The organism is Dyella acidisoli, assembly GCF_030160295.1.
Lineage (GTDB): Bacteria > Pseudomonadota > Gammaproteobacteria > Xanthomonadales > Rhodanobacteraceae > Dyella_B > Dyella_B acidisoli.
The window spans coordinates 329,972-354,567 of the sequence record NZ_BSOB01000005.1; the positions used below are offsets into that span (position 1 = coordinate 329,972).

At 58.7% G+C, this 24,596-nt stretch carries 18 protein-coding genes and 1 pseudogene; 5 read left to right on the forward strand and 14 right to left on the reverse strand.

What is annotated here, in order from left to right; genetic code table 11:
• Positions 1–34: 34 nt before the first annotated feature.
• The 5 genes from QQJ86_RS03255 to QQJ86_RS03275 all read right to left on the reverse strand — a co-directional run bounded on the left by QQJ86_RS03255 (position 35) and on the right by QQJ86_RS03275 (position 10,938).
• Positions 35–8,254: a beta-1,3-glucanase family protein gene (locus tag QQJ86_RS03255; protein ID WP_284319470.1), complete on the reverse strand. Its 8,220-nt coding sequence runs from the start codon at positions 8,252–8,254 to the stop codon at positions 35–37.
• A 609-nt stretch (positions 8,255–8,863) separates the two neighbouring features.
• Positions 8,864–9,208 carry an ArsR/SmtB family transcription factor gene (locus tag QQJ86_RS03260; protein WP_284319471.1) on the reverse strand — a complete coding sequence of 115 codons (345 nt, stop codon included), beginning with the start codon at positions 9,206–9,208 and terminating at the stop codon, positions 8,864–8,866.
• Positions 9,205–10,071 (reverse strand): MBL fold metallo-hydrolase, encoded by an 867-nt coding sequence (locus tag QQJ86_RS03265; protein ID WP_284319472.1) that lies wholly within the window; start codon positions 10,069–10,071, stop codon positions 9,205–9,207. The genes QQJ86_RS03260 and QQJ86_RS03265 overlap by 4 nt, the downstream gene beginning before the upstream one ends.
• Before the next feature lie 16 nt (positions 10,072–10,087).
• Entirely contained in the window at positions 10,088–10,498 is a 411-nt protein-coding gene (locus tag QQJ86_RS03270; protein ID WP_284319473.1) for a DUF6691 family protein, read from the reverse strand.
• 11 nt (positions 10,499–10,509) lie between these two features.
• Positions 10,510–10,938, reverse strand: coding sequence for a YeeE/YedE family protein (locus QQJ86_RS03275; RefSeq protein WP_284319474.1), 429 nt, complete (start codon positions 10,936–10,938; stop codon positions 10,510–10,512).
• A gap of 175 nt (positions 10,939–11,113) precedes the next feature.
• Between QQJ86_RS03275 and QQJ86_RS03280 the strand changes: the two genes are divergently transcribed.
• Together QQJ86_RS03280 and mddA are read left to right on the forward strand one after the other, a co-directional pair.
• On the forward strand, positions 11,114–11,566 hold the full coding sequence (locus tag QQJ86_RS03280) for a nuclear transport factor 2 family protein (RefSeq protein ID WP_284319475.1): 453 nt from the start codon (positions 11,114–11,116) through the stop codon (positions 11,564–11,566).
• Positions 11,567–11,749: 183 nt separating this feature from the next.
• Positions 11,750–12,523 carry a methanethiol S-methyltransferase gene (mddA, locus tag QQJ86_RS03285; RefSeq protein WP_284319476.1) on the forward strand — a complete coding sequence of 258 codons (774 nt, stop codon included), beginning with the start codon at positions 11,750–11,752 and terminating at the stop codon, positions 12,521–12,523.
• 14 nt (positions 12,524–12,537) lie between these two features.
• Here mddA and QQJ86_RS03290 read toward each other — a convergent pair whose 3' ends face one another.
• The 3 genes from QQJ86_RS03290 to QQJ86_RS03300 all read right to left on the reverse strand — a co-directional run bounded on the left by QQJ86_RS03290 (position 12,538) and on the right by QQJ86_RS03300 (position 14,605).
• The gene (locus tag QQJ86_RS03290; RefSeq protein WP_284319477.1) at positions 12,538–12,774 is read right to left on the reverse strand and encodes a tautomerase family protein; all 237 of its coding nucleotides are present in this window, start codon (positions 12,772–12,774) and stop codon (positions 12,538–12,540) included.
• Positions 12,775–12,825: 51 nt separating this feature from the next.
• The gene (locus QQJ86_RS03295) at positions 12,826–13,536 is read right to left on the reverse strand and encodes an SDR family NAD(P)-dependent oxidoreductase (RefSeq protein WP_284319478.1); all 711 of its coding nucleotides are present in this window, start codon (positions 13,534–13,536) and stop codon (positions 12,826–12,828) included.
• A gap of 97 nt (positions 13,537–13,633) precedes the next feature.
• Positions 13,634–14,605, reverse strand: coding sequence for a LysR family transcriptional regulator (locus tag QQJ86_RS03300; protein WP_284319479.1), 972 nt, complete (start codon positions 14,603–14,605; stop codon positions 13,634–13,636).
• 201 nt (positions 14,606–14,806) lie between these two features.
• Between QQJ86_RS03300 and QQJ86_RS03305 the strand changes: the two genes are divergently transcribed.
• Complete coding sequence (locus QQJ86_RS03305; protein WP_284319480.1) at positions 14,807–15,856, forward strand: hypothetical protein; 1,050 nt, start codon at positions 14,807–14,809, stop codon at positions 15,854–15,856.
• Between the two features lie 122 nt (positions 15,857–15,978).
• The gene (locus QQJ86_RS03310; protein ID WP_284319481.1) at positions 15,979–16,413 is read left to right on the forward strand and encodes an RrF2 family transcriptional regulator; all 435 of its coding nucleotides are present in this window, start codon (positions 15,979–15,981) and stop codon (positions 16,411–16,413) included.
• Positions 16,414–16,440: 27 nt separating this feature from the next.
• On the opposite strand, the gene hmpA is transcribed toward QQJ86_RS03310, so the two are convergent.
• The 5 genes from hmpA to QQJ86_RS03335 all read right to left on the reverse strand — a co-directional run bounded on the left by hmpA (position 16,441) and on the right by QQJ86_RS03335 (position 22,469).
• Complete coding sequence (hmpA, locus tag QQJ86_RS03315; RefSeq protein ID WP_284319482.1) at positions 16,441–17,649, reverse strand: NO-inducible flavohemoprotein; 1,209 nt, start codon at positions 17,647–17,649, stop codon at positions 16,441–16,443.
• A 235-nt stretch (positions 17,650–17,884) separates the two neighbouring features.
• A complete protein-coding gene (locus QQJ86_RS03320; RefSeq protein WP_284319483.1) occupies positions 17,885–19,294 on the reverse strand; it encodes an efflux transporter outer membrane subunit in 1,410 nt (469 codons plus the stop codon).
• Positions 19,288–20,184 carry an efflux RND transporter periplasmic adaptor subunit gene (locus tag QQJ86_RS03325; RefSeq protein WP_284319484.1) on the reverse strand — a complete coding sequence of 299 codons (897 nt, stop codon included), beginning with the start codon at positions 20,182–20,184 and terminating at the stop codon, positions 19,288–19,290. Before QQJ86_RS03325 ends, QQJ86_RS03320 begins: the two co-directional genes overlap by 7 nt.
• Positions 20,185–20,188: 4 nt before the next feature.
• Positions 20,189–20,404 carry a DUF1656 domain-containing protein gene (locus QQJ86_RS03330; protein ID WP_284319485.1) on the reverse strand — a complete coding sequence of 72 codons (216 nt, stop codon included), beginning with the start codon at positions 20,402–20,404 and terminating at the stop codon, positions 20,189–20,191.
• Positions 20,397–22,469 (reverse strand): FUSC family protein, encoded by a 2,073-nt coding sequence (locus tag QQJ86_RS03335; RefSeq protein ID WP_284319486.1) that lies wholly within the window; start codon positions 22,467–22,469, stop codon positions 20,397–20,399. The genes QQJ86_RS03330 and QQJ86_RS03335 overlap by 8 nt, the downstream gene beginning before the upstream one ends.
• A gap of 533 nt (positions 22,470–23,002) precedes the next feature.
• Between QQJ86_RS03335 and QQJ86_RS03340 the strand changes: the two genes are divergently transcribed.
• Positions 23,003–23,866, forward strand: coding sequence for a LysR family transcriptional regulator (locus QQJ86_RS03340; protein WP_284319487.1), 864 nt, complete (start codon positions 23,003–23,005; stop codon positions 23,864–23,866).
• A gap of 64 nt (positions 23,867–23,930) precedes the next feature.
• Here the strand turns inward: QQJ86_RS03340 and QQJ86_RS03345 are convergent.
• Positions 23,931–24,596 (reverse strand): annotated as a pseudogene (locus QQJ86_RS03345) (TonB-dependent receptor); the annotation flags it as partial.

Here is a 24,596-nt window from a genome sequence, read left to right on the forward strand (position 1 = left end):
CCCTCCCTTTTTGGGGAGAGGGAGACTCGTGACGCTACCAACCGATGCCAAACGCCATGTGCTCCGGCTGTTGCGTCGTAATGGTCGTGCTCTGGTTGTTGTTGTCGTCATACGAGAACCCGTACGCCAACCCGCTCACCGAGTGCTGATGCCAGAACTGCGAATAAAAGTTGGCTGGCGAAGACTGGTAATACGTCGTAGCAGTCGCCCAGTTCGCGGGAGCCTGCAGTACGCCGCGATTCGTCGCCGCGCAGATCTGGTTTTCCAACTGTAGCTGGATGGCGTTCTCGTCCTGTTGCTGGGGCGTGCTACCGGCAACACCATTCGCCATCGTTCCGGCACACAGCAGCACATCCTGCGTGGACGGCTGTTGCACGACAAAGGTCTCGCCGACGTTGGCTGCAGATGGATTGACCTCGGTAAAGGTCAAGGTCGATGCGGAGGCTTTTCCAGTGAATTGGCGGCCGTTGACAGTCAAGGTCACAGGCGTGCTGCTGTACTGCGTCCACGCGTTGGCGATGTAGCTATCAAAGTAGTTTCCATTGGGGCCACCCGCATTGAAGGTAGTTTCTGCCGGAGAGAGGATGCGCAGATTGCTCGGCGTCGGCGTGTGGAACGCTGCCGGCGTCTGGCTGATGTACTCCTGATCAAGGTTTGCAATCGACTCATTGATACCTACCTGCATGTGGTAGGTCTCATTGGCGCCCCACACATCCAACAGCAGTGGCAAGCCGAACTGATTCACCTGGGTGGTGTTGATATAGATCCCACCGTTCGCGGCGTAGTTGAACTCGTACCAGTCGTAGTGAACGTTGATGTTGGGATCGGTGGCGTTTTGCGGGTTAGGCCCGGCGTATCCATTATTGCCACCGTTCGCGCCCGCCATGATCGACATGTACAGCGGATTGCCTTCCGAAATGTAGATGCGTCCGGACGTAATCGGCGGCAGCTTGAGCTGATGGTTGGCCTGTGCAAGCGTGAACGCGTAGTTGGGATACGTTTGCCCATTTGGTCCGACCAGTGCATTGGCCGCCGTGTTGTCCGACACATTGGCCAACGTGATCGTGCCGTCGTAGTTGACCCAGGCAAGCTTGCCGGTAGCCGGATCATTGCCAAGAATCTCGACATAGATCTGGTTGTCCGCCCATGCGCCGTTGGTGTTGTTGTTGAGGTCGGTAACGATAAAGCCAGGGACGACGGTGTAACTCGGCGCAAGATTGACGCTCAGCGCAGCTGCCGAAGACGTCACCGATCCAGCGGAGTTGCTGACCGCAACCGTGAAGCTGCTGGTGTTGTCGGGATACGTGGTTCCCGGCGTGGTGTAGCTTGCGCTGGTTGCGCCAGTAATCGCGGTGCCATTCTTGTACCACTGATAAGCCAGTGAACTGCCGCTCGCAACCACGGAGAACGTGGCGGTCCGGCCGATGGTTACCGTCTGATTGATTGGTGCCGTGGTAATGGAAGGCACCGTTGCTGTCGGCAGTGCCGAAGTGGTGGCCACGGCGGTGTTGGAGGCCGGCGAAGTACCCGCCGCGTTGACTGCCTCAACCGTGTAGGAGTACGCGGTCGAAGCCGTCAGGCCGGTGTCGCTGTACGTCGTTCCATCGAGGCCGTTCGCAATGACAGCACCATTGCGAGTCACCGTGTACGTCACTCCGGATGTTGCCGATGCGGCCCAGCTCAGGTCGATCTCGCTGGACGAAGCCGACGTTGCTGTTAGGTTCGCCGGCGCAGACGGAATCGACAGAGTGCTGGTGCTGGCTTGCGTACTTGGCGCCGACGTGCCGGTCGTATTGGAAGCCTCGACCACGTAGTAGTAGGTCGTGTTCTGTGTAAGACCCGTATCCGAGTAACTGTTGCCGGTTGCCGTCGCAATTTGGTTAGCACTGGTAGGTGTAAAGCCTGCCGTGGTGCTGCGGAAGATGTCGTAGACCACACCCGAAGCCGACGACGCCGTCCAGCTCAAGTTGATCTGGCTGGTGGAAACCGGCGTCACGGCCAGGTTGCTGGGCGAACCAGGCGGCGGGGCAACCACTTCGATGCCGTTGATCTCGGCATTGTCGGTAACCGTGGTGAACTGCAGCACGATCTGACCCTGCGCATTGGCGGTCGTCGTAAAGGGCTCGACGATCGCAATGTCCTGGCCACCGGCCGTCGCGACGATGTCGAAGTTGCTCAACACCTGCGTGCCATTGATGCTTACGTTGAACACGCGCTGCCCCGCCTTGGTCCAATAGAACTCGGCGAAGTGCAGGCGCACCAAGTAGCTGGCACCAGCGGTCAGGCCGGGAAGCGTATAGGTGAAGTTGTTACCCACGCGCTGGTGCTGATACACCGACTGCGGCGCAGGATTCGTCACGCCAGCAGTATTGATCGTCGAACCCGTACCAGATGCCGCGCCACCGTTGAAGTACTCATCGGCAACGTAACTGCCCGATGCAGAGCCACCCGCGCTGATCGCAAGCACATCCGAACCACAGCCCGACACACAGTCCACATCGAACGTGGTCGCCGTGGCGGTGTTGGAGGCCACCGATGTACCCACCGCATCGACGGCTTCGATCGTGTAGGAGTACGTAGCGGAAGATGTCAGACCAGTATCGCTATAGGTCGTTCCAGTCAGGTTATTGGCCACGGCCGTTCCATTACGGAAAACCGTGTACGTCACGCCCGATGTCGCCGAGGCTGTCCAACTCAAGTTGATCTGGCTGGAAGAAGCCACTGTTGCCGACAGATTCGACGGTGCATTGGGTGGCGTGTTCGTCGTCGTTGCGTTTTCAATTTCGATGCCGTTGACCTCGGCATTGTCCTTGACCGTGGCGAACTGCAGCACGATCTGACCCTGAGCATTGGCCGTCGCCGAAAACTGCTCGGCGATGGCAATGTTCTGCCCGCCAGCGGCTGCAAGCACATCGAAGTTGGTCAGCACCTGCGTACCGTTGATGCCTACGTTGAATACACGCTGCCCTGCCTGAGTCCAGTAGAACTCGTCGAAGTGCAGACGCACCACGTAGCTGGTGCCTGGCGTCAAGCCAGGAAGTGTATAGGTGAAGTTGCCGAAGCGTTGATGCTGATAGACCGACTGCGGCGCAGGATTGGTCACGCCGTTGACATTGATCGTCGCATTGCTGCCCGAGGCCGTGCCGCCATTGAAATCTTCATCGGCAGCGAAGTTGCCCGCAGCAGGACCACCCGCGCTGATCGCAATGGCATCCGAACCGCCGCAGTTTGTCGTGCAGGTCGATGCGGATGTCGTCGCGGTAGCAGTGTTGGAGGCTGCCGAAGCGCCGGCTGCATCGGTGGCTTCCACGATGTAGTAGTAAGTGGTGCCTGCCGCCACGCTCGTATCCGAATACGTTGTTCCGTTCGAGGTAGCGATCTGGTTCGCACTGGAGGGAGTGAATCCGGCGACAGTGCTGCGATAGATGGTGTAACTGACTGTGCACGCACTGCCCGCCGTGCTCGCGCCCCACGTCAGGTTCACCTGATTAGAGCCGTTGGCGCCTACAGCCAATGTTCCTGGCGCACTCGGAACGGCACTGCAGCTATTCACCTGCGCGGTGAGCGTGGCGCTGTTGCTGTTGGTCGTACCAAACACGTCACCGACAGCCACACTGAACACTGCGCCATTGTCTGCTGTCGTGGTAGCTGGCGTCGTGTAGCTGGCCGACGTTGCTCCGACGATCGCACTGCCGTTCTTGGACCACTGGTAGCTCAAGGTGCCAAGACCGGTCGCTGTCACGCTGAAGGTTGCCGCCTGCCCAACGGCTACGTTCTGGTTCGCTGGTTGTACGGTGATGGCAGGCGCAGCCCCAGCGTCAGTGCCAGAGGTGCACAGCGTGGCGCCAGGATAGTTGTTGGTGACCTGGTAAGCCGACGTGCCGTCGAAGTTCACCACTGCGGTCTTGGTGGAATCATTCGGATCGACCGTCGATGTCCATGTGCTCCAGGTTCCCGAGAAAGCACAGGTCGCATTGTTGACGCCGCCGATGCTCTGCGCCTCCGACTGCGTGGGCAAGCGCATATTGATGCCCGCGCAATACGTCTGCGCATTCACGCCGGTGAATTGCGAACCCGGCGTCGTGTCCGTCGTAACGGTGCGGGTCCAGGTCAAACCGGTGAGGTTGTCCGTCACCAGGCTGGCATTCGACGCGTTGACCGTATAGCGCTCGGATGCGCCGCCGCATTGCGGCACGTTGTAAACCTGGAACTCATAGACCGAGTAGCCATACTGCGTCGCGCGCTGTGTGCCGTTCAACCGCACATAGCGAGCACTTACCGTCGGGAAGCCGAGCGTTTCCGTTCCGCCCGCGCCGGTGGTGGTGCTGTAGGCCGTCTTCCACGAATTACCATCGGTGCTGTAGAGAATCTGATACTGCGTCGCGTACGCGTTTTCCCAGTTGATGATGACTGTATTGAAGGGTTGCACCGAGCCCAGATCGACCTGCAACCACGAGGGATCGACACCGGGAACCGCAGGCGTCGGCGGTGCACCGGCAGTTGCCGAACCCCAGCGCGTGGAAAGACTGCCGTCGACGGCATTCTCCGGCCCAAGGCAATTCGTGCCCGAGTACGGCGGTGTGGTCGTTGCGTCGTTGCACGCGTTCTGCGTGCTGCTCGATGTTGCAAGCGCATCCAGAGCCAGATTGACGCCCGGCGGCGCGAGCGTGATTTTTGCAGCGTTGCTGGTCGCAGACGCGCTGGCGGCATTGTTGACCGTTACCGTGTACGTGCCGACATTCGCAACGCTCACAGCCGGGATCGTATACGTGAGCGAATTCGACTGCTGCGATCCGCTGGTGAGAATGGTGGCGGAACCGCCAGGGGGCGTGAACTGCCATTGATACGTGTACGGCGCAGACCCGGCAACGACCGCCGTAAACTGCACCGGCTCATTGACCGGAACGATGGTGCTGGCCGGTTGCGTGGTAAAGGACACGGGTGTCGCAGCGCCAACCGTCACTGCAACAGTATTGGATTGCACCGAACCGAGTGCGTTCGTGACGACGACATAGAAACTTTCGGTTCCAGCCGTCGCGAATACCGATGTGGTGTACGACGCTTGCGTAGCGCCTGCGATAGCGCCGGAGCCAACCTGGTACCACTGATAGGTGAGCTGCGGGGAGCCGGTTGCCGCGACGGTCAGCGTGGCCGAATCCCCTACCACCACCGCTTGGGAAATGGGCTGCGTGGTGATCACCACGTTGGCAGGCGCATCAACGCTGAGAGCCACCGGCGTCGATGTCACCGTACCGGAGCTGCTTGCGATCGTCACCGTGAAGGTATCGCCGTTATCCGCAGCCGTTGTTGCTGGCGTGGTGTACGTAGCACTGGTTGCACCAGTGATCGGGCCGTTCTTGTCGGACCACTGATAGCTCAGCGTGCCCGAACCTGAGGCGACGACACTGAATGTCGCGGGATAGCCCGACGTGGCCGCCTCGTTCACAGGCGGAACAATGATCACCGGCGCCTGCGATTGCGAGGGCGCGACAGGCGCTACCGAACTCAACGTCACGCTGGCGCTTTGCAGCCCCGGCGCACTCGCCGTCACCGTGACAGTGCCCGGCGTAAACGTGCTGCGCAGAGCAATCTTTTGCAATCCACCTTCGAAGTTCAGTTCCGGATCACCGGGCGAATGGAAGAACGCATACGGCAGGCCCTGGATTACCGTGCTGTTCGCCTGCGAAAACGCGTCCTGGTAGTAATTGGTCAAGGTTGGATCGGCAACGATCTGCTGCGTGCCACCCATGTAGGTGGCCGGTCCCGTAACGGAGAACGTGACGTTGTCCGCGGCCGTCGGCACGAGATTGCCGTTGGCGTCCTGCACCTGTGCAACCACGAAGGCTGCATCCGAGCCATTAGCGGTCCACTGAAAACTCGTGCCGTCCGGCTTGGTCAAGTCAGACACAACGCTGAGCACGATCTTGCTCTCTGCGCCGGCGGTCGTCTGTGTATCGCTCACGCCTGCAACCGGATTGCCATTCGCATCCAGGCATTGCGCGGTAACCGTGCCAGCTGACCAGTTCACCATCCAGTGAACCTGTCCAGGCATGACCGTGGTGTTCTGCCCTAGGTTCGCGCTGGAGTTGATGTTCCACGGATTAGGCACCTGATCCGCAAGCAGTGTGCCGGTAACCGGATCGTTGGGCTGGCCGTTGATCAGCAGGCGCACCGACGGACAGTTACTGAAGGCATTCTCTTGAATCGGCGTGCCTGCGGTGTATTCGTAAGCACGGTTCCAGTGATGCGCCAAGTGCACAACCGGCTTCACCGAATACGATATCCAGTTGGCCTGATAGATGTAGTAGAGCAAGCGCGGGAAGCGATTCGCGTCGGTCGAGGAGTAACCCAGCGAACGCACGAAGTTCGTCATGTTGGGCTGGTTCTGGTATTCGGCCCACAGGCTGACCTCGCCCGGCGATTCAGCGAAATACCACTGCGCCATGCCGAAGGCATTGGCCGCCCTGCCCTTACGCCAGTCATCGAGATACGGTGCGGCAAACGCAAGCTCGTAGTCATAGGCCAGGCCACGACCCGTGCCCATGTTGTCCCAATACTCAGCGCCAAAGGCCGGATTGTTCGGGTTCTGCTGCTTGTTGCCGGCCTCGCAACCAGCGCCGTCGCATTCGTCGATCAAACCGAATGAAGGACTGTACGTGCGATCAGCGCTGCCGCGCGGGTTGATGTTGTCCCACGTGGTCTCAATGGTGCCGAGCTCACTCGCAAGCGTCGTATTCATGCCACCGTTGTCCCGCTCCCAATCGAGAATGGACGGATGGCTACGATCGCGGATGATCATGTCGCGATGCAGTTCCTGCTTCAGCTGCTGATCGTCGGCGGTCGGATTGGAACTGGCATTCCAGTAGCCCTCACCATCGCCGCTGGGCTGATCAATCATGATGCCGTAGGCATCTGCGGCCTCCACCAGTTCTACACTGCTGGTCGAGTGCCCAGGTCGCCAGATGTTGCCGCCTTGTGCCGCGATCTGCGCCATGTCGCGCCACACTTGTTCGTCGGGAACCGACGATCCCAGCGCCGGATAGTCGTAGCGGCCCGAGCCGCCCCACAGATAGACGGCGTGGCCATTGAAATAAGGAAAGTTCGCATCCCATGTAATCGTGCGAATACCCAGCGTGTCCTGCGTCGAATCGACCACGACACCGTTCACGCTGACGATGTGATAGACCTTGTACAGATAAGGCGAACCGCACAAGACCGCGGGCGTGCCACAGGTTGCATTGTTCGGATACCACAAAGTTGGATTAGGTACCGTAATCTTCTGGTCGAACATCGGCGTTGCGCCGGACGGGAATGTACTGGCCGTCATCGCCGGCACGGTCTGTGTGACCGGCGGCGCTGTTACCACGACATTGCCCTTGGCGTCGACGATCTGCGTGGTCAAGGTGACTTGCTGCGCGGTCGATGTTTCATTCACCACATTGGTTTGCACATCGACGACCGCCGAAGCGGCCGTTGCAGTGCCTTGCGCAGTGGGAACCTCGGATACCGTTCCAACATAGGTACCCCAGGTCTTCTGATTCGAATAGACATTTGGCGGGATATGCACCGGGTTGGTGACATACAGGTGTACGTTGCGGAACAAGCCCGCCATCGCCTGGCCGAAACGGAAAGCGCCGGAAAAGTTCGGTTGCTCATACCACGGCGCACCACGCGAAACGTCGATGGCAATGACGTTGTCGGTTTTGCCATCCGCGGTGATGTACGGTGTCAGATCGACAATGACCGGAACGAAACCCACTACGTGCGTAGCTTGCGCATCCGCCGCCACGGCGCTAACGCCCTGCAGCAACGTACCGTTGATAAAGACCTGCACTCCGGTGTGCGAACCTTCAAGCTTCAGCAGGAACTTCTGCCCTGCGTATTTCGGGTCCACCTTGAAATGCAGGCGGTACCAGTTGAAGTTGCCTGTCAAAGACCCTTGGCCACCACCGGACGCCTGGTTGATGAAGGTGCGCGGGATATTGGCATCGTAGGGCAAGCCCACTTGCATCCAGTTGGCACTGGTATCGGAACTCTCGTTGAAGCCCGCCGTTGAGTAGGCCGTCGAATTATTGGAGTTCTCAAACCACCAGTTGCTCTGCGGCGCATTGGACGTGGAGCTTGCGTTCCCGATGTATTGGGGAATGCCTGCGGCGAGGTTGATCGTTTGGCGCTGCGAAATGGGCAGTGTCGGCTCGACCTGTTGGGCTGCGGCGTAACCAGCGCTCAAGAACGCCAACAGCACAAGAAGCATCGTAAAGAGCTTCCGTGCCGGGCTTGCCTTTGTGGAACCACCGCAATCTACCTCACGACCATGAAAGGCAAGATTGCACTTCCCAGCCACGAATGCCCAATAAGTATTCAGTCCCACAGTCGTCCCCCTTTGCACATCCAGAGCTTCGGAATCGAGTCCTGCCAAAGCCCAGCCAACGCCCGACGCACGCGAAGAAGCGCGCAAGTTGGGGGTAAACCCCAACACATTCGTGCCGACCTACATCCCAATACTGAGGACAGATGCGTAGTCCGTGGACTTGTCCCGACTGACCTCAGATGAGTGGCGGAATCATCCGCGCTGCTCGTGATCGCTGCAATGCAGAAAGGAATTTTTTTACGTACCCTTTCGGGTACATCTTTGAGTAATGCGATGCACTACTCATTTAGATGTCTAAATTTAGAAAACGCGAACTGCAACATAAAAGACACAAATAAGCGACTGAAAGCCGATCGAATTATTCGAAAGCTTCGTGTCAGGTCGTTGCGTGAAATGTGTAAATGATGCGGTGGACAGCCGTTGAAGAACTTGACGGGGAAGATGCTGACGTCGATGACGGGGTGCAGAAGGGATAAAGCGGATCAGACTTCGCTAGCCGTCCGCACAAAACACATCGAACAGCGTTGCCATAAGCGTATGCACACGGTCGTCGCTGATGCAGTAATAGATGGACTGGCCTTCGCGGCGCCCTTTCACAAGGCCTTCCCGCCGAAGCAGCGATAGATGTTGCGAGACGACGCTCTGCCCCAAGTCCAGCGTTTCGGCCAGATCGTTCACTGAGCGCTCGCCATCTACCATTTGGCACAGCAGCAGCAGGCGGTTCTGGTTGGCGATTGCCTTCAGCACGTCTACGGCATCTTCGGCCCGCTCATGCATGGCCTGAATGTCCAGGTTGCTCTTTCGCGCTTTAGCTGCAGTTTTTTTTGCCGGCTTCATAGTGCGTCCAACGGAATCTTGATGTAGCGAATGCCGTTGCCTTCTGGCAAGGGAAGATGTCCGGCACGCATGTTCACTTGTACTGCCGGAAGTAGCAGCCGAGGCATGCTGAGTGTCGCATCGCGTGCTTTGCGCATTTGCACAAAGTCATCCTCGGTCACACCTTCGTGCAAATGAATGTTGTTCCGGCGCTCTTCGCCGACGGTGGTTTCATAACGGTATTCATTACGCCCCGCCGGTTTGTAGTCGTGGCACATGAATAGCCGCGTTTCATCGGGCAGCTGAAACAATCTCTGGATGGATTGATAGAGCACGCGCGCGTCACCACCGGGAAAATCGCAACGCGCGGAGCCGTAGTCGGGCATCAATAGCGTGTCGCCTGCAAACGCCGCATCACCGATCACATGGGTCATGCAGGCAGGCGTATGGCCTGGCGTTTGAATGGCCACTGCTTGAATGCTGCCAACGTAATAGCGCTCCCCATCCTTGAATAGATGGTCAAACTGGCTGCCATCGCGCTGAAACTCAGTGCCCGCATTGAACAGCTTTCCAAAAACCTCCTGCACATCAAGCACGCGCTCACCAATGCCGAGCTTGCCTCCGAGTCGCGATTGCAGATAAGGCGCAGCCGATAGGTGATCCGCGTGTACATGGGTTTCGATCAACCATTCGACCGTCAAGGCGCAAGCATCGACGAACGATGCCATGGCGTCGGCTGACGCATGTCCCGTACGACCCGAGACAGGATCGTAATCGAGCACACTGTCGATGATGGCCGCTTTTCGCTCTTCCGGATCCCACACCACATAGCTGAAGGTGTTAGTGGATTCGTCGAAGAATGCTTTGACTTCAGGACGCTTCACGTTTCAATGCCTCATATCAACGGCGCTTTACGCCAGTCGGAAGCTGGCCGGCCAACCACCAGCCTGCGACCATCGCAGCCACCAGAATCCAAACCGATAAGGCACCGCCGCTTAGCGATACCAATGCAGGGCCAGGGCAATAACCAGCCACACCCCAGCCTATGCCGAACAAAGCCGCGCCAGTTAGCAAACGAAGATCGATGCGATGCGTATCCGGCAAATGGAATCGACTATCCAACCATGGCTTTGCGCGACGCAGTACAAGCCGGTATCCGATCATCGCGGTCAGCACTGCACCGCCTATCACGAACAGCAGCCGCGGGTTCCATGCACCAAAGATATCCAGGAAGCCGAGCACGACGGACGGCTGTGTCATGCCACCTAAAACCAGGCCAAGGCCAAACAGCAAGCCAGCCAGGACGGCCATTACGTTTCTCATTAAAGAAGCCCCCTTGCTACATGGCGCAAGACAAAAACCGTGGCGATGCCGAATAGCATGAATACGACAGTCGCCAGCAGCGAGCGTGTTGAAAATCGCGCGATGCCGCAAACGCCATGACCACTCGTGCAACCACTACCTAGCCGAGTACCAAAGCCAACCAGCAACCCGGCAACGGCCATCGCCGACCACCCGACTTGAGGCATGCCGATACCGCCATTTCCCACAAATGGCATCAAGCACAGTGGCGCGATCAGCAGCCCGAGTATGAAAGCCCATCGCCATGACCGGTCACCCCTTTTGGCGCCCAGCACCAGGCTGCTCGCGATGCCGCTGATGCCGGCAACGCGCCCTAGTGCGCTCATCAGCAACACCGCCGCCAAGCCGATCAAGACACCACCCATAACAGAGAGAAACCAAAGCTGCATAACCAAGACATTAACATATTAGATAATTCTAATATTATGATGGATGCACTCAGGATGCAAGCTACCCACTCACGCATCACATGTACTGTTTGCTTCCTATATAACCTCATAGGTTATTGCTACGCCCAACTTCCCGGCTACCTTTGCATCAAGGCATCAGACATTGGAGCGGGCAATGCGACTATCACTATGGAATTGTGCGATTTGCGCAGCGTTGATCGCGACTTCGGCGCAGGCGGGCCAGGAAGTGGGCGACTATACGGGACTGCCTCAGGACCTGGCAGCCGCCGCAACGGCTTATGATCTCGCGCAGTTCAAATCCAACCGGCCCGAACTCGAGCGGCTCTTGGCCGATGACTACACGTTGGCGGGTTCAAGCGGCAAAAACCAGACCAAGGCCGAATACATCGCCGATGCGGTAGCGCCGGGAAGCAGGACCACCTATGTCGCCATCACCCAGCAAGTACGCAAGGTATGGCCGAACGGTGCCGTGCTTGGTGGAATGGTCGATGCCAAGGGGTTCAACCGCGGCAAGGCCTATGCGATTCGGGCTCGCTTCGTCGACATTTGGGCGAAACGCGACGGTCGCTGGCAGTTGATCTTCACCCAGGTCAACGATGCTCCGTGAAAGCGCGCCCTCTTGGAAAGCAGGCATCTTTCTGACGAACAGATAATACAGACGGCACGAGACATGCTTTCGAAGAAATAGGCGGCCAATCTAAGGAAAAAACAACGTACGCCCCGTCTGGGCAGGTCTATAATCGGACCGTCTAACCCTGGTAACGGACCGTCTTCGGCCGAAGGGGGCTTTATGGGTTTCGTAGCATTCGCGTACGGACTCCTCGTCTATCTCTTCTTTCTAGCCACGTTTCTGTACACGATCGGCTTTGTAGAAGGCATCCCTGGCATCAAGACTATCGACAGTGGCCTGGCCGGTCCGGCTTGGAGCGCTGTCATCATCAACGCCGTGCTTTTGGGCATCTTTGCCGTACAGCACAGCGTCATGGCCCGTTCCGGATTCAAGCGATGGTGGACGCGCTACGTACCAGCGTCAGCCGAGCGCTCCACTTACGTGCTCGCTGCCAGCCTCGCGGTCGCCCTGCTCCTTTGGCAATGGCGTCCGCTTCCCGACGTCGTGTGGAGCGTGGATAACCTTGCGGGACGAATAGTGCTGCTATCCATTTCGGCGCTAGGCTGGATCGTGCTGCTTATATCCACGTTCCTGATCAATCATTTCGAACTGTTTGGCGTGCAGCAGACATTCCAGCGCTGGCAAGGAACACCCGCCAAAACGCAGACTTTCAAAACGCCGGCTTTCTACAACTACGTTCGCCACCCGCTCTATCTGGGGTTCATCCTGGCATTCTGGGCGACACCGACCATGACTCAGGGGCATCTGCTCTTCGCGGTGGCGACTACCGGATACATCTTCGTTGGCATCTTCTTCGAAGAGCGGGATCTGATCGCCAGCTTCGGCGAAGAGTACCGGCGCTACCGGAATCGGGTGCCGATGATTCTGCCGTTCTGGCCGAAGCACGAGAGGCCAAGGCCAAAGCCGATAGGTACGCTCCGGCCCAGGCATTAAAAGTCGCAGCGACGCTACTTCTGCTTGGACGGTTGCTGCTTGCGATATTCCGGAACTGGCAAGCCGCCCCAGCCCCAGTTCTCAAGCTCCACTTCGTCGATCGCCACGAAGGTGGAATCCATTGGTTTGCCGAGCACGTCCAGCAATAGCTGACTGACACCCTTGATAAGTGCAGCCTTCTCTTCGGCAGTGGCCGCACTGCGGCCCGGGGCCGAACCCTCGCGGGTGATCTTGATGTTTACGAAAGGCATGACGTTCTCCTCCAAAAAACGGGGTGAGCGAAATGCTCACCCCGTTTTGCCTTAGTGGCCGGCGCTCTGGCCGCCATCGACGTGCAGGATTTCGCCTGTGACGAAACCGGCTGAGTCGAGATAGATAACGGCGTCCGTGATGTCGGAGATCTCACCCATGCGACCTACTGGATGCAGGCCGGCAAGCGCGCCGTGAGTTGCAGGTGCATGCATCGGCGTCTTGATCACACCAGGCGCCACTGCATTCACACGCACACCACGCTTGGCGTATTCGATCGCCAACGACTTGGTGGCCGCATTCAATCCGCCCTTGGTGAGCGAAGCCAACACCGATGGCACGCCATCGATGGCGTGATCGACCAGGCTAGTAGTGACGTTGACAACGTGCCCGCTGCCCTGCTTCTCCATTTCCGCAATAGCGAGCTGCGTAATGTGGAAGAAGCCGTTGAGATTGACGGACAAATTGTTCACATAGTCTTCCACCGTGTAGGCCGTGAAGGGCTTGGCGGTAAAGATGCCTGCGTTGTTGACCAGCGTGTCGATGCGACCGAAGCGGCTCAACGCTTCCCTCACAATGCGTTCCGCGACCGCGCGGTCGGCGATGTCGCCCGGTACCGCGATCACGTCCGGATCACTGGACGGTTTAATGGAGCGTGAGTTGGCAATAACGCGATAGCTGCGGTCGCGGAAGGCCTTGACCAGGCCAGCACCAATACCTTGCGATGCGCCCGTGACGATAGCGACTTTCTGTTGACTGTTCATGATATGCGTCTCTCGTAGATGTAAGGGGAAATGTCGATCGGGCTTGTTGCGCCGACGACCCCAATCTAGGAGCACGCGATCAATTAGCGAATCCCTGCTATCCGGCAGACATTCTTCCGCGCCGCGGTGGAATCGGTGCAGCGGGAGGCGTCTCCATCTCCTTCGCCATACGAGCGAAGTGAGAACGCAAGCGCGGCAGCGCGAAATCGACAAAGGCGCGCACTTTCGGCACGGAAAGCCGCCCAAATGGCGAAACGATGTGCACCGGTATCGGCAGCGGTTCCGCCTCCGCTAATAGGACCTGCAACGATCCCCGCTTGATTTCCGATGCCACGTGATAGGAAAGAAGGCGCGTTACGCCGTGGCCATCGACCGCCGATTCGATTGCGGCGCGTATGCTGTTGACGACCAGTCGCGGAGAAAACGAGATGGAGCGTGGGACCGATGATCCTTCCAGCGGTGGAAAGCTCCATGAATCCAGACCCATGTGAGCCATCGCAACGATCTGCTGTTTGCCCAGATCGGCAAGCTCCACGATGCGCGGATGCGTCGCCAGATAGCGTGGCGATGCCACGACGACTCGCCGCACTTCGCCCACACGCTGGGCAACCAGCGTCGAATCGGCCAGATGCGTGATGCGCAATGCGAGATCCATGCCTTCATCGATCAAGTTGACCGGCCGCTCCAGCATATGCAGTCGCACGGATACCGTAGGGTATTCGTCCATGAAGGCATCGACGATGGGGCGCAGTATTTCCACACCCGAAAACACCGTGGCGGTGATGGTCAAGGTTCCGCGCGGCACGGAACGCTCACCCGCAGCATTGCGGTCAGCCTCCTCCAGATCCATCAGCAGCTTGCGGCAAGCTGTTGCATAGCGCTCGCCAGCTTCGCTCAATTTGATGGAGCGCGTGGTTCGATGCAGCAACGGCACGCCCACATGCGCTTCGAGAAAAGCGATGGCTCGACTGACTGCGGCAGCCGAACGGCCTGTCTTGCGACTGGCGCCAGCAAGACTTCCTTCATCCAATGCCGCGACGAAGACCTTCATCGCATCTAAGCGGTCCATATGACGTGCCTCGCCTTGGTAACGTGAACATTTTGTCACGATGTGAAACACATCGCAGAAGAAACGATTGATCTATTGGCGATGTAACCATGAAACCACCCTCCTCGAAGTAACCCAAGTCCGATGCGCACGGTCGTTGAGAGTAATCAGCCGCGATAACAGATGTTGTCGCACCCCTAAGCTAGAAATCGAGGAACAACCATGAAGAAGGCAATCTACGGATCAGCGCTGCTCGCGCTGATGGTGGCTAGTGCTGTCCACGCACAAACCGGTTCTCGCTGGAACGACGGGGATCTCGTCGTCACCTCGTCGAACGCGGCCAGCAATGAGTTGCTCGTCTACAACACCCATGGAGCCTTGGTCGAGCAGTCCAAAACCGGTGGTGCTGGTGGCGTCACTGGCAATGCGGGCGGCATCGCCCAGAACCACGACCTGCTTGCGGTGGTGAATTTCGGATCGGGCAATGTTTCGATCTTTAAGAAAGGTAGCGATCAGGTTCCGCTGCAGTTGGAGAAGGTTGTGCCCGCTGTCAACAACCCGGTGAGCGTCGCCTTCGGTCGCAACCATCTCTACATTCTTACCGCCACGTACATCGAATCGCATCCCATCGATCGGTATGGCGTAAGCGCCACCGCTGACGGCGAAGCGAAGCTGGTCATCGCCGATGGTTCCGCAGCCCAGGTAGGTGTGCTGCGCGGACAACTGATCATCTCCGAAAAGAGCAATGCGATTGAAACCGTCAATCTGACTGATCAGGGCGCCGTATCCGGTTCGACCAAACTGGTGGCCAATATCCCGGCCAACGTCAACACGCCTTTCGGGCTTGCTACACGCGGCAATGACGCGTACGTGACGATCGCGCACGCCAACGAAATCAGCCTGGTGCGTAACGATTCGGTATCGGCAGTCACCAGCTCCGGCACACAGATGGCGCCCTGCTGGGTCACTTTGGACGGGCCGTTCCTGTTCTCGGCCAACTCACCAAGTCTGTCCGTATCACGCTATACGGTCTATGGACAGAAAATCGTCCAGGAAGCGGCAGTGGTCGCCAAGTTCAGCGGCAAGCCAACCGATATCACCTATCGCGACAATCTCGCCGCAGTGATTGATGCCAACGGATCGGTTTCGCACGTATCCATTTTTGACGTGGATGGGGACGGCAACTTCAATCTGAAGAGCAGCGCGACCATCAACAATCCCACCACCAACGGCGTTGCGATTGTGCGAAGCGACGACAATTTCAACTATTAGTTGCGCTCCTGCCAGTGCTGAGGAGCGTCATCACTCCTCAGCACTGAACGCGCGAGCTAGGTCGACGATGGATGTCGTGGCCGGAAGACACGTGTAGCATGAGTGTTCTACCGGAGCCCGCGATGAGACTGACCTATCAGACCGACTACGCCCTGCGCCTGCTGATGTACCTGGCTGTGCAAGGTGACCGCCGCTCGTCCATCCACGAAATCGCCACGCAATACGGGATTTCCGAAAATCACCTGATGAAGGTGACGCAGCGGCTGGCGGCCCTCGGTTATGTCGACGCATTGCGTGGCCGCAGCGGCGGATTGAAGCTGGCTGGCAAGTCGGAACAGATCCGCATCGGAGAGGTTGTCCGCGCCATGGAGCCGGATCTCGCGATCGTGGAATGTTTTGGCTCCGAAAACACTTGTACCATCACGCCAGCTTGCTCATTGCGCCATGTACTGGATGAGGCGATCCAGGGTTTTCTGAACGTGTTGGATGGCTACACGCTGAAGCAGTTGGTGGCGCGGCCCGGAAAACTACGGATCGCGCTCAACATTGTGACGTGACCAACTCAACCTTCGCTCACAGTTACCTTAGCCGAACGATGCACCGAAAAACTCAGCGTGGATGCGCGAGTCCGGTATCCCTACTCGCTTCAGTGAGTCAATCTGCGCACTCATGAAACCGCGCGGACCGCAGATGTAATAGTCCGCATCGGCCAGGTGATTCTGTGCCGCAATCTGACCGGCATCGATGCGGCCTTGTTTGTCGTAGTGCCGGCCCACCACGTCGGCCGTACCGACTTCCTCGTAGTAAATTTCCACATCCAACTTGTCATGTCGTGCAGCCATGGCCCTGAGCCAATCATTCATGGCTTGCACATCACGGTTGCGCGCAGCATGGGCGAAATGGATCGATCGCCCTGGTTGTTCCTTGGCGATATGGCCAAGAATGCCCAGCATCGGTGTGATGCCAACGCCGCCGCTCAACAACACCAGCGGCGTGTCTTTTTCCTGATCCACCACGAAATGGCCTTGCGGGAACGATAGCTCGATGAGATCGCCTTCGTTGACGTCGATATGAAACGCCGTCGAGACGATTCCCGCAGGCGCATCTTCGCTGCCGTCCTGACGCTTGACGGTGAGGCGCAGGTAATCCTGATGAGGCGCATCTGACAAGCTGTACTGCCGTATACGCGTCATGCCTGTTTCGTCCACCGTGCGCACCGACACGAATTGTCCTGGCTCAAACGGCGGCAGCAATCCATCATCAGTCGGCTTGAGATAGAACGACGCGATTTCGCTACTTTCACGCACCACCTTGATCACCCGGAACGGACGCCAGCCGGACCAACCGCCTTTCGTCGTCGCGGCGTGCGTAAACAAGGCTTGTTCAGCCTCGATCAGGATGTCGGCCAGTTGCGCGTACGCGGCACCCCACGCTTCCAGCACTTCAGCTGTTGCGGCATCCCCCATCACTTCAGCGATAGCCGCAAGAAGATGACGACCGACAATGGGATAGTGCTCTGCACGAATGCCCATGCTGACGTGCTTGGCCGTGATCACCCTGATGACCGGCGCCAGCACCGACGTATCGTCGATGTTTTCAGCATAGCCAAGCACCGCCAACGCGAGTGCCTGCTGTTGTTCGCCGGTGGCCTGATGGCTCATGTTGAAAAGGTGCTTGAGCTCAGGATTGGCCTTGAACATGCGTCCGTAGAAGTTCTTCGTGAGTGTCAAACCGTGCGCTTTCAGTGCGGGTACGCAGCTCTTAACGATGTCGCGTTGGGCTTGGGTCAGCATGGGGAGGTGCCTTGTCGCCTTAAAGATGCATATATAATACATCTTATAAATCGTGCGCCGTTGTGCTGCGACGCACTGCCGCGGTGGCGGCATCCAGACGGCTACCGATTGTCCTCAACACCTAGTCTTGCCTTACGTCATTCCGGCGAAGGACGGAATGACGGTACGGTACTGAGAGGCGCCATTGAATAGAGTGGCGTCTCCTTGTCCTCAGTTCAAAGGGCCATGAAAAGATCTACTGCCAGCCGCCGCCCAACGCGAGAAAGATATCGATCTGATCACGATTAAGCGCAGCCTCTCCGGCAGCAGCCGTTTGCTCGGCCATCCAACGATCTCGTTCGGCTGCAAGCAGCGACAGGCGGTCGATTCTGCCGCCCCGCTCCAACTCTTCGGCCTGCGATGCACGATGCACAGCATTGTCGCGCGCAACCTTTAATTGCTCCTGCTTGTCGAGATCGGCTACGTACGTATCCAGCGACGTTTCGGCTTCCCGCAGCGCATTCAGCACCACACCATCAAATGCCGCAAGATTTGCATGGCTTTGCGCATTAGCCTCATCGATGCGCGCCCGCACCGCGTTCCGATTCAAGTTCCAACTCACCATCGGTCCGATGGCGAAGCGGTTGGTATATCCGGTCAAGGCATCGACGGCCTTGCCGGTCGATCCCAGCGAAACCCCGAATTTGATGTCCGGATACAAGGCTGCCGTAGCAATGCCGATACGCGCGGTTGCTGCGGCCAAATGCCGTTCCGCCGCGCGTACGTCGGGGCGTCGCTTGAGCAAATCCTGTCCGTCGCCAACAGGAAGCGGTTGATCCAGATGCAGCGGAGTGTTGCACGCAAGCAAGGTGCGGTCGAAATTGGCGGGTGGCTGCCCCGCCAGCGTGGCCAGACGGAACAACGCATTGCGTTGCTTAGCCTCAAGCGGTGGCAATTGCGCCTTGATGGTGGCCAATGCGTCCTGTTGACGTGTGCTGTCCAACGGCGATGCTCGCCCGTGCAGCACCAGTTCCTGGGTCATGTGCGCATCATCCTGCTCGACACCGATGCGCTTTTGCGCGAGCAGGATCTCGTGCCCTGCGTTGCAGGCATCGGCATAGGCGCGCACGGTTTCGGCGACCACGTTGATGCGCACCAGGTCACGCGCTGCGACAGCCGCTTCGTCATCCGCGCGCGCAGCCTCCACGCCACGACGAATCGCACCGAACAGATCAAGGTCATAGCTGATCGATACACCGCTATTGTAGTTCTGGTATGGCGTTACGCCGGTGCGCTTCAACACCGCTTCTTCGGAAGGATGATTCCAAGCGGTCGCTGCATCCACGCTACCCGTGAAGCGCTGCGAATCAGCGTCGATAAGCAAAGCATCGCTGTGCTCGAGATTCGCTTCGGCGAAACGCAATTGCGTATTCGCAGTCAACGTTTGCGCGATCAGACCGTCCAGCACAGGATCGTCGTAAAGCTTCCACCATTTGGCTGGCAGGGGCGCAACGCTTGTCGCAGCGGAAGTGGAAACAAAGCTACCTTGAGTTGCGCGAGTGTTCACTACCGCCTGCGCTGGCACATGGTAGTCAGGCCCGACTTCAGCGCATCCAACGAAAGCAGTGCATACACACGATGCAAGAAGGGTACGAAGCGTTACCACGGCAGGAGGCCTCGTGGCTCATCAGCCGAGTGCACAACCACCGTGGCGGTTTGGCCCGGCACCAGGCGAATACCCTTGGGCACATCGTCAATCGCGATGCGCACCGGTATGCGCTGCGCCAAACGCACCCAAGTGAAGGCGGGATTGACGTCTGCAAGCTTGGCAATGTCGCCGGTGCGCTCGCGATCCTGGATCGCCGAAGCAATGCTATCGACGTGACCACGAATCTCACCTGATACACCCATCAGGTGAATGCTGACGCGATCGCCGATATGGACGCGCTGCAGCTTGGTTTCTTCGAAGTAACCTTCGACACGCGTCGATGCCGCGTCCACCAGCGCAATCGCGGGTTTGCCTACCGTGAGATAGATGCCGGGCTGCAGCGTGACGTTGGCGACCTCGCCGCTTACCGGCGCCTTGATCTGGGTGCGGTCCAGGTTGAGCCGGGCCAGATCGCGTGCCGCAATGGCCTGCGCCACTGTCATACGCAGCTCTTCGACCTTGGCTTGCCCTTGCTCGATCACTTCGCTCGCCACCACGTTGGACATCGAGCGGTTGCGCCGATCTTCGCGCTCGGCTTCGGCGAGCGCGGCACGCTGGCCGCCGAGGTTTGCCTGCGCCTGCTGTAGCACCAATACGTACCGCGAAGGATCGATCACCAGCAGCACCTGCCCTTGCTGCACCATCTGGTTGTCGTGCACGCGAACTTCGGTGATCAATCCGGCCACATCGGTGGCGACCGGCACGACATCCGCCAGCACCTTGCCGTCGCGCGTGACCGGTTCCACCTGATAGCGAATCCACAGCGCACGCACCGCAAACAGCAACACGGCGATGGCCAGCAGCGTGCACAGCGCACGCACGATCTTCATGATCGAGGGTTTGATCAAGGCATTATCCATAGTGAATGAAGCGGTCGGCACCTACGGTCAGTGCCCACCACAACAAGGCGAACAAAGCGAGTTCCCAGACACCCGCGTGCCCAAGCGCGCCGGACCAAGGCAGGCGTTGCCACACACCGCGCAGCAGATGCGCAAGCACGCCGGCTACCACTGCCCAGACCAGCGCGGTGGGCAGGTACACGCCAAACACATGCAGCTCTTCAAGCATCGCCAGCGATCCTTGGAGCGTGTGCAGTGGGAAACAGGTTGCAACGCATGCCGACCAGTGCGAGCAAAGCGGGATGCGATGGCTCCGCTTGCTCGGCGACGCACATGGCACCAATAGCTTTATCGATACTGGTAAGCAGTGAAGCGGGTGGCGGCAGCAGTTCGCCTTGGCGACCGCGCGATTGGAACAGGCCTGCGATGCCTTCCAGCACATCACGCAGCGCCGCCTGAATCGGAGTGGGTACCGTCGATAACGACCGCCGAATCGCAATCACGTTACGACCGATACGCAGATCCGCCAGTCCATCTGCCGCATGCAGCGCATCACTGCCTTCGGCGACAGCCATGCGCGCGGCAGTCTGGCCCAGTCGGTCCACCGCCATACTTGTCCAATGCGCCGGTCGGAACGGTCGTGCCATCGAAGCCATCTGTCCGATCTCGATCCAGTTACCGCGGATCATGCGCTTGGCCGTCCAACTCACATTGACCGAGCGAAACAACTTCGCCACGGCAATAGTCGCGATGATGCCGCCGACCTGTGCAAGCCCGACGTTGATGAAGGTAGCGAAGTCGGCAATAAAACGATCTAGAAAACCCAGCGCAACGATCAGGCACGAAAACATCGGCAAAGCGCGCGCCGACAGCGCCGGGATGGCTTGGATATAACCGATCGCCAGCAAAGCTGGCGCCAGCGTCACAATCAACATGGCGCAACCATCGACGCGCGGCAGCACGGCAAACAGATAGAACGCAGCCAGCGGAAAAGTCAGCAACGTTGCACCGAGATAGCGACCAAGCACCGGCGCCGGATCGTCCTGGGTCGCGAACGAACAGGTGATCAGCGCGGCAAACGCAGCAGTGGCTGAACCATTGGGCCAGGCCAGCAGAATCCACACAGTGCAATACAGCATGATGGCTGTGGCTGTCGCCAATCCGGCCAGCATTGCCAGGCCATGGTCACGCGCCAGCGGAAAGGATTTGTCGCGCTCCCTGCTCTGCTTCATCTTGGGCTGCGATGCAGGTGTGCTGCCGAGCTGCTGCACCAGCCGGCATGCTTCGACTTGTGCTTCGATGAATTCGGCCATGCGCACGCAGAGGCTGGAGCGCAACAGATCACGCCAGAACAATGGCTGCTCTTTTCGCTCAGCCAGCTTACGGCAGCGGATGGCCAGCTCGTGTCCCGTTGCATACTGCAGCTCTGCAGGCTTGGCGAGCCATGCACGTGTGTCTTCGACCAATCGCGCCAGCTCGGGATCGAGCGGCGCCAAGGCGCTGAGCATGTCCAATCGGTTTGCCGCCGCAGATGCCAGAGGGAGGATCGTGGCCAACTGTTTCTGCACACCCAGCACCATGCGCCGGCCTGCACTGGCCGGGCGCTGATCAGATGGCAGATGGATGGCCATCATGCCGAGTTCGGTGACGTCTGCCGCCAGCGTGCGTCGATGCTCGTATTCAAGCCGCGTGTGGCGTTGCGCAAGCGCCTCGCGCGTCCATCGTGACGCGTGCGCAAGAAAAGAGCTGGCGCGGCCATGGATAACTGGCGTCACGCTCCACGGTTGCAGCAGGCCATGTACGAAACTAACGCTGACGATAGCCACCGTCATTTCTTCCACGCGGGAGATAGTGGTAGTGAAGACGTCCGCCGGATCGTCCAGATACGGAAAGCTGATCACCGCCGAACTGAAAGCCGCCATTTGGAACAAGAAGGCTCGCGGCGTGCGATCCAACACGGCAAGGTAGATGCACAGGCCGGTCCATGCAGCCATGCAAAGCACCAGCAATTCCGGCGCATGCTGCAAGTTGGGAACCACCAGGATGGAAACCGTTGCGCCGGTCAGGATGCCGCCCAGGCGATAGAGCATCTTCGGCCGGAACGCACCGGCCATCGGTTGCGCCGTCACGTATACCGTCAGCAACGCCCACCATGGGCGCGGCAGGCTGAACTCGAACGCGATCGCAAGCGTGATCGCCGCGGCGATGAAACTGCTCAACGAAAACAGTAGTTTCTGCGGGTCGAGCAGTAGCAAGGACCACGGCAATGACGCCGTCCGGGCGGTAGCGGGCATGTGGGAATGGGGCGAGCGTGCGGGGATATGGGAACCGTTGTCGCGGCTTGCGGTGTGGACCGCTGATCGGCGAGCGCGCGCATTCTGCCTGATAAATTCGTCAAAGCTGAGATCAAAATATTGCTGGTTATCAGCAATAAAAATGCTTTAAGGCAACTGACCAAGACGAAGCGTCATACGTCACCTCGAAGTGATCGATTCAACACTACCGCACCGTCGCCCCGGCGAAGGCCGCCGGGGCCTAGTGTCGTTGACGATTTTGGGTCCCGGCCTTCGCCGGGACGAGGAATCATCAAACCTTGCGGCAGATTGTGGACAAACACTTGCCCAGGATGAATCAGCACATCCTTATGCCCCCTGCTCTGCTGATTAGACACCCCAGCCACCGCAGGTTGGGGTGAGAACCCCGACATTCCCATGCATGGGGGCGCCGAAGTTGGGGTTTGCACCCCACCCTACAAACGCGAAGGCGTTCAATAGCTCTCATAAAAATATTAGAATTGTTCACGCATTAAGTAATAAAAGTTTGCTAGATGGACATAAACGCCGCACGCACCTTCCTGGAAATTGTCAAAACCGGCAGTTTCGTCAGCGCCGCCACCAATCTCAATCTCACCCAGACCGCGGTCAGCGCCCGCATCCGGGTGCTCGAAGAACAGCTGGATCGCCCTTTATTCGTGCGCAATAAAGCCGGCGCGCGGCTCACCGCTGCCGGCGAGCAATTCCTGCGCTTTGCCAGCAGCATGGTCCAAGTGTGGGAGCGCGCACGCAAAGCGGTCGCCTTGCCGCCAGGACGCGAGATGGTGGTCACCGTTGGTGCCGAACTCAGCTTGTGGGATCCGCTTCTGCGCGATTGGCTTTTCTGGGTACGCCAAGCCTGTCCCGAATTCGCGGTGAGCGCGCAGATCGATGATGCCGAGCGATTGGTGGATCGTGTGCAGGCCGGTTTGCTAGACGTGGCGATCGTCTACGCCGCACCACAACGGCCGGGCGTGATTGCCGAACTTCTATTCGAAGAAAAACTGGTGATGGTCAGCACCACCGCGGACCGCAAGCATCCACTGCAAGCGGAAGATCACGTGCGCATCGATTGGGGCGATGCATTTGCCGCCAGCTACCAGGCGGCTTTTCCGGATCAGCCCAATCCCGTGGTGTCGATCAGCTATGGGCCGCTGGCACTCGATTACATTCTCGCAATGGGCGGCAGCGGCTATTTCCGTAAAGGCTTCGTGCGCCGTTATCTGGAAGACGGGCGCCTCGCCCTGGTGCCGGATAGCCCCGAGTTTTCCTACTCGGCCTATGCCGTGCACTCTGCCAAGGCCGACAAAGGTGTCATGGAACGCATCCGTGCCGGCCTGCGTGAAGCAGCATTGCGGGCCACATCAGAAAGCCTCTGATTGCTCATGAGGCTTCCTCTCATGCATCACAACGTGGCTGAGCTAGCAACAGATTCGCACCACTTCAAAACCTCGCTCGCATTTCCACCCCAAACGTCCGCGGCGGTGTAATCGTCGCATACGGCGTCCCAAAATCATTCGTGCTGTCGTTGCCAATGCCCAGCACGTAGCGCTTGTTGAACATGTTGTTGACGTACACCCCCACGCCCCATCGCTGATCCGGCGTATGCCAATCCAGCCGCGCATCGGTGCGCTGCTGCGACGTACCGATCTTGAACGCCGTCGTGGCAAAGCAACTGCCCTGGAACGTCGAATCGCTATTGCAGCGCGTATGCCCGCGATACGCGTACTGCATGTTCCATTCCAGATCCCCGCCGTAAACACCGTGCCAGGTGTAATCAAAGCCGGCCGTCATCGAGAACAGCGGCTCGCCGGTGGGCTGCCCATCCAGCACTACGCCCGAGGTCGACGTGCCATGCACATAGGTGGCATCGATGTACTCGCTGGTGACGTTCAACCGCAGGTTGGCCGTCGGCTGCCATTGCGCTTCCAGATCGATGCCGTGCGCATGCTGGTCGGAAGTCTGCACCATGTAGAACGGCACGCCGGAGCCCGAATAGTTCGGATTGAGCACCGACGACTGCAGGTTCGAGTAGCGGTAGTAGTACGCCGAGGCGTTGAACAGCAGGTTGTACTCGGGCACGACGGTCTTGAGGCCAGCCTCGTAGTT